Here is a 5,875-nt window from a genome sequence, read left to right as displayed (position 1 = left end):
CAATAATATTTTAAGTAATGAACAACAAAGATATTTAATACGACATTCCATGTCGTATGGCTTACGCCAGTCGCTTATATCCTCGTGCTGAACCACGAGGTTTTACGCTCCAAGTGATAAAATTTTAGGCAATAAAAAAACCCCAATCAATGATTGGGGTTTTTTGAATTTGGCGGAAGCGGTGAGATTCGAACTCACGGAGGACTCGCGCCCTCGTCGGTTTTCAAGACCGGTGCATTAAACCGCTCTGCCACGCTTCCATGGGCGCTATCATATAAATAAAATTCCACAATGGCAAATTATTTTCCATGATTTTATGCCTTGCTTGAATCGTTTATTCACTTTTTATGCAATTACAACAATTGCATAAAATTCAGAACATCTTTTTTTTCAGCTAGAAACGTTTTTTTAGAAAAATTTCAGACTAATGATCACCAAAAAAATACATCCAAGTATATAAAAAACTATCGATCACCTTATTATTTATTTTAGAAATAGAAAATAAAGTCATAAAAAAACCCCCAATCAATGATTGGGGGTTTTGAATTTGGCGGAAGCGGTGAGATTCGAACTCACGGAGGACTCGCGCCCTCGTCGGTTTTCAAGACCGGTGCATTAAACCGCTCTGCCACGCTTCCATGGGCGCCATCATATAAATAAAATTCCACAATGGCAAATCATTTTGTCAAAAAAGCATTCAATTGAACAAAATAAAAGCAAATTCTATTATTTCGATGCTTCTTCTCTCAGTTCATAACGAATAGCATTGATATACCAACATTTTTTTCCTGATGGTGTAACAACTTCCACCTCATCATCTACCTGTTTAGACAAAAGCGCCCGAGCCATGGGTGAATCAATAGAGATATGCTGTGGATGATGGTCGTAAATTTCATCAACACCGACGATGCGTAGCGTTTTTTCTTCGCCCAATTCATTTTCAATATCGACCCAAGCTCCAAAATAAACTTTGCCGGCTTGTTCGGGTGAATAGTCAATAATTCGGAGTTCTTCTAAACGCTTTCCAAGGTAACGAACACGTCGATCAATTTTACGTAACAATTGCTTGTTGTATTGGTAATCTGCATTTTCAGAGCGGTCGCCTAAACTCGCTGCCCAGTTCACTTTTTTGGTTATTTCGGGCCGTTCTTCATGCCATAAATGCTTCAGTTCAGCGACCAATAAATCATGCCCAGCGCGGGTAATTAAGTTAGATTTCATGATGTTTTCTAGGCTAGTTTGATGAGCAACAACTTACAATAAAAGCCTATTTTATCCCCTATTTCTACACAGTAGCAGTATATAAAATTTATTCCCAAACAAAATCAGTTATTTATGTTACATAATTTTATAATTTTTCGTACAAAATTTGACAAGCTTTTTTTTGATCTTTATTATGCGCACATCTTTTAAGCTTGTTTATTTTTTCATCAGTGTAGATTTTCTACATATTTTCCCGTTAAACCTTAGTCATTCTGAATGACGTCATGACTGCCCAACCCTTATTGAATTTATCAAACTTGAAAAAGTCTGAGGCATTTTTGCCTTTGCTTTTTAGGGCATAAATTACTTGTAGCGGAGACAACATGCACAGTAGTTCAACTTCTGGGTTTAGGCTTTGCCTTAACTCTTTTAACTCTCTCCCATTTAAAGCCCTTGCACTTTGTACTGTTGCAATACCATTTCACAGTATCAATGCAAGTAAAGCGACACATCAATATGATGCTGTCGTCAATAACAGTAAATTGACTGTTGTATCTGTAGCCAACCCAGATATCGTTTTTAAGGATGGTAAACATCTGCATGGTTTTGGTTATGACCTTGCACGAAATTATGCGGATAGTCTTAATGTCAAACTTGACTTTCGTACAGTCAAAGACAATGCCACTGCTTTAAAAATGGTCGCTAAAGGTCAAGCAAGTTTTGCGATGACGACGGCGAGCATGCAAAGTATTGAAGCAAAACACCTCACTTCATTTTCAGCAAGTTGCGGTGACACGGTTTCATTGCAAAAAAATGGTTTAAATAGCAATTTAAACTGGGTGTTTAAAAATGCCGATGACCCACTGAGCCAAACTGCAAGTGGCTTTGTTTGTCGTGCAAAGCAAAATGGAGCAATCAGTCAACTCGCTTCATTTTATAATCGTAATGCGGTCAAGCAAGATTCTTGGAATATCATTCAACGTGATTTAACCAAACGTATGCCTATCTATAAAGCTAGTTTTAAAAAGACTGCACAGCAATACGATTTAGATTGGCATTTACTTGCAGCCATTGGCTATCAAGAGTCGTATTTGAAACCTGACTCTGTTTCGCCAACAGGCGTACGCGGCATTATGATGCTGACCAACAGTACGGCAAAAGCTATGGGTGTGAGTAACCGTACCGATGCGACACAAAGCATTCAAGGTGGTGCAAAGTATTATGACCAAATGTTAAATCGTTATAGTCATATTCCTTTCCCTGATCGTAATTGGTATGCCCTCGTTGCTTACAATATGGGGCCTGGTGCTGTTTCTCAGATTCAGAAGCGAATTAAGTCACAAGGTAAAAACCCAGATAAATGGGTGAACCTATACGCTTATTTAGACCGTAACAAAGCCAGCAATGGACGTTATCGTCAAGCAGTTCAATATGTCACACGTATTCGTGCCTATTTAGAACATATCAAGACCACACCGCAATTGGTGAATATTTAAAGACTTGAAATTTTCTTAAAGCAAAAAAAAAAGCTTACCTTCGGGTAAGCTTTTTTATTTCAAAAGACTTAAGCTGTTTGCTCTAGTACTTTTTTGAATAAATCTTTTTGTTCTGCACTCGGTTTTGCAGTTTGCAATGCCATCAGCTGAGACATGTCACCCTGAACTTTGATTTTTCCTGTCATGAATGCTTGCATCGCCGCAGCCATATCAAACTCTAGGAATACTTTACGTAATGTTTCAGCATCCATGTTTAATGTAGTTTTTGCATTTGATGACAAACCTTTTTTGATTGCGCCGCCATCTAAAGATAATTCTGTGTTACCTGCAGCTTCAGCTACAACTAGGTTAATTGCAAGGTTAGCCAACGCAGGTGGTAAATTTAAGTCACCAGCTTGAGCAGTCAAAGTTTCTACAGTTGAAAACCAATCATCAGTTAAAAAAGCAGGCATGATCTTTCCTCAATTTATTTTGTTCGTTTGTGTTGCCGTTCCAGACAACATCAGTGCAAGCTATTTTTGCTTGTCGCTTGTTATAGCATGATCAATTATAAAATGGCTAAAGTTTTTTGTACGCACCGTTCAATATTTAACACCTTAACAACAAAGTATTAAAAATCATCAATATAAAAAAAGGCACTCCTGAGAATGCCTTTCTTTTTACCCAATTATTTCATTAGTCAGCAGCAAAACCTAAATTCACCATATTGATGCGTTTGCTTTCATGTTCGCCTGCCTCTGTCGAACAACTACTGCTTTCTTTAAAATCAAACTCGCGTTCTTCGTCTAATTTTTCGAAGTCAAACAACTCACGGTCAGCCAATTGTGATGGTGATACATTTTGCAATGCACCAAAAATACTGTGTAAGCGTTTTGGATATTCTTTATCCCAGGTACGTAGCATGTCGTTTAACATGGCACGCTGTAAGTTCTCTTGTGAACCACACAAGTTGCACGGAATAATTGGGAACTTACGCATTTCCGCATACTTGATAATGTCTTTTTCTTCCACATAAGCCAGCGGACGAATCAAAATGTTCTTTTTATCCGAAGATAAAAGCTTAGGTGGCATCGCTTTTAAGCTACCGCCATGGAACAAATTCAAGAAGAACGTTGCCAAAATATCATCACGATGATGACCAAGCGCGACTTTGGTTGCACCAATTTCTTGTGCAAAACCATATAAAGATCCGCGACGTAAACGTGAACATACTGCGCAATACGTTTTACCTTCTGGGGTTAAACGTTTGGTAATGCTGTAGGTATCTTTTTCTAAAATATAATACGGAATGTTATTTTCTTCTAAATAACGTGGTAATACATCTTCAGGAAAACCAGGCTGCTTTTGGTCAAGGTTAACCGCAACCACATCAAAATTAATTGGTGCGATACGCTTAAACTGCAACATAATGTCAAGCAAGGTATAACTGTCTTTACCGCCAGAAATACACACCATGACTTTGTCACCCTCTTCGATCATTTTAAAATCACGAATGGCATGACCGACCTGACGGCGTAGCTTTTTCAATAGACGATAATACGCAGAGCTAGTTGGTAGTTCTGGTTTGAAATTAAATCCTTGTTCGGACTCAACTGGCGAGAACATAGACGAGTTAAACCTAAATAAAAATACCGCGCAATTTTAGCTGATTCGACGCAGCTGCGCATCAAAAGAATGTATTTTCCCGAAAATGTAAAATTGCTGTCATCGTCACGTAATCACTTGTTCATAATTTTATACGCTAGCGTTCATTTTTTACCCGAAACGCTTATCTTTTGGACTTTTCCACAGTTGTCCACAAAACCTGTGGATAACTTTGTGGATTCTAAAAGGCTTGACAGCTTGAGCCGCCCTTATTTTAAGGCTTCTATTTAAATTGATCACTTTTTGATCAATTTATTTTTACTTATTTTTCAATTATTTAAGTGTGTCAAGTTATGCTCATTAAAAAAAAATAAATATTTTTTTTGATTATTGAATCATCAAAATGACTTGATTTTTACAAACTAGTGAAGAAATCAGCAACCGAAGCATTTTCATCTGATTTTTTTTTGTTAAACTCTAATTCAACTGTTTGGGGACAGAAAATTTCTTCACTATAAAATGAAAAAAAATATTTGGACTTTGGGGCTCTATATTATCGGAAGTGCGGCCATATTTTGGACTGCGCCTAACACTTTTGCTGGGCAAACCATTTACCAATTACGCGAAAGTAATGGTACGACCTTATTAACCAATAAGCAGGGTCGCTATAGCAATCTGAAAGTTGAAAAGAAAACGTATTATCCGGACAGTAATATTCACAGTTATAGCAACTGGGGTTCTAATGAGTCTTCAGTTTTACCAAGCTATAGTCGCAATAAAAATGCCTTTGACAATATTATTAAACAAGCTGCTGCTCAGCATGGTGTCTCTGAAGGATTAATTAAAGCAGTGATGCATACCGAGTCAGGTTTTAATACAAATGCCCGCTCCCCTGTTGGTGCTCAAGGCTTAATGCAATTGATGCCAGCGACGGCCCGCCGCTTCAATGTCTCAAATGCCTATGACCCGCACCAAAATATTATGGCGGGTGCACGTTATCTGTCTTGGCTATTAAAACGCTTTAATGGTAATACCTCTTTAGCTTTGGCTGGTTATAATGCTGGCGAAGGCAATGTTGCTAAATATGGCGGCATTCCACCTTTTCGTGAAACCCAAGATTATGTGCGCCGTGTAACCAGTCGCTATAGTAATTTATATTCTAGTGGCTTAAACGTAGCTTCATCAGCATCTAACAGTGATAGCGCGAGTTCAAATGGCCGTATTATTGCTAGTTCTGACAATTATCATGCCGCGGCACCCACACCTTCTCGCCCACAGCGCCAAATAATTCAAAATGCGAACGGTAGCTATACCGATGCGCCAGCTGGATCATTTGCCACAGCCAATGCGTCTGCCTCAGCACGTATCTACTTTAATGAATAAAAAACATGCTGAGATAATTCTGTATCTGAATTATTAGGGTCTGTTGACATTTCATAATGGTAGCCAAATAAAGATACAAGCAAAGGCAACAGAATTTTCATAGCTTTGCTTTAGCTTGTCATAGCGTGTGGCAATTCCTCTAAATTGCTTTAATCTAGCAAAGGCATTCTCAATTAAGTGCCTGATTTTATAAAAATACCAATCCACAT

Annotated in this window: 6 protein-coding genes and 2 tRNA genes; 2 read left to right on the top strand and 6 right to left on the bottom strand. The window is 38.2% G+C overall.

Annotated features, from left to right (window positions below; genetic code table 11):
* Positions 1-170: 170 nt before the first annotated feature.
* The 3 genes from FTV09_RS16865 to greB form a co-directional block, all read right to left on the bottom strand.
* Positions 171-260 (bottom strand) — tRNA-Ser (locus FTV09_RS16865).
* Between the two features lie 288 nt (positions 261-548).
* A tRNA-Ser gene (locus FTV09_RS16860) sits at positions 549-638 on the bottom strand.
* A gap of 88 nt (positions 639-726) precedes the next feature.
* On the bottom strand, positions 727-1,221 hold the full coding sequence (gene greB / locus FTV09_RS16855; protein ID WP_067765429.1) for a transcription elongation factor GreB: 495 nt from the start codon (positions 1,219-1,221) through the stop codon (positions 727-729).
* 365 nt (positions 1,222-1,586) lie between these two features.
* Here greB and FTV09_RS16850 point away from each other — a divergent pair, with 365 nt between their 5' ends.
* The gene (locus FTV09_RS16850; protein WP_180058939.1) at positions 1,587-2,699 is read left to right on the top strand and encodes a transglycosylase SLT domain-containing protein; all 1,113 of its coding nucleotides are present in this window, start codon (positions 1,587-1,589) and stop codon (positions 2,697-2,699) included.
* Positions 2,700-2,767: 68 nt separating this feature from the next.
* On the opposite strand, the gene FTV09_RS16845 is transcribed toward FTV09_RS16850, so the two are convergent.
* On the bottom strand, positions 2,768-3,151 hold the full coding sequence (locus FTV09_RS16845; RefSeq protein ID WP_067765436.1) for an SCP2 sterol-binding domain-containing protein: 384 nt from the start codon (positions 3,149-3,151) through the stop codon (positions 2,768-2,770).
* A gap of 223 nt (positions 3,152-3,374) precedes the next feature.
* On the bottom strand, positions 3,375-4,304 hold the full coding sequence (ttcA, locus tag FTV09_RS16840) for a tRNA 2-thiocytidine(32) synthetase TtcA (protein ID WP_180058938.1): 930 nt from the start codon (positions 4,302-4,304) through the stop codon (positions 3,375-3,377).
* A gap of 498 nt (positions 4,305-4,802) precedes the next feature.
* On the opposite strand from ttcA, the gene FTV09_RS16835 reads away from it, so the two are divergent.
* Positions 4,803-5,666 carry a lytic transglycosylase domain-containing protein gene (locus FTV09_RS16835; protein ID WP_067765442.1) on the top strand — a complete coding sequence of 288 codons (864 nt, stop codon included), beginning with the start codon at positions 4,803-4,805 and terminating at the stop codon, positions 5,664-5,666.
* A 51-nt stretch (positions 5,667-5,717) separates the two neighbouring features.
* Here the strand turns inward: FTV09_RS16835 and FTV09_RS16830 are convergent.
* On the bottom strand, positions 5,718-5,875 hold a 158-nt coding region (locus FTV09_RS16830), incomplete at its 5' end, for a transposase (protein ID WP_180058937.1).

This window comes from Acinetobacter sp. YH12227, from assembly GCF_013417785.1.
GTDB lineage: Bacteria > Pseudomonadota > Gammaproteobacteria > Pseudomonadales > Moraxellaceae > Acinetobacter > Acinetobacter gandensis.
Note: the sequence above shows the minus strand (reverse complement) of the source record. Positions and strands in the feature narration are given on the sequence as shown.

Coding starts and splice junctions, on each gene's coding strand:
- greB (WP_067765429.1), bottom strand. CDS start 1,221: ATGAAATCTAACTTAATTACCCGCGCTGGGCATGATTTATTGGTCGCT.
- FTV09_RS16850 (WP_180058939.1), top strand. CDS start 1,587: ATGCACAGTAGTTCAACTTCTGGGTTTAGGCTTTGCCTTAACTCTTTT.
- FTV09_RS16845 (WP_067765436.1), bottom strand. CDS start 3,151: ATGCCTGCTTTTTTAACTGATGATTGGTTTTCAACTGTAGAAACTTTG.
- ttcA (WP_180058938.1), bottom strand. CDS start 4,304: ATGTTCTCGCCAGTTGAGTCCGAACAAGGATTTAATTTCAAACCAGAA.
- FTV09_RS16835 (WP_067765442.1), top strand. CDS start 4,803: ATGAAAAAAAATATTTGGACTTTGGGGCTCTATATTATCGGAAGTGCG.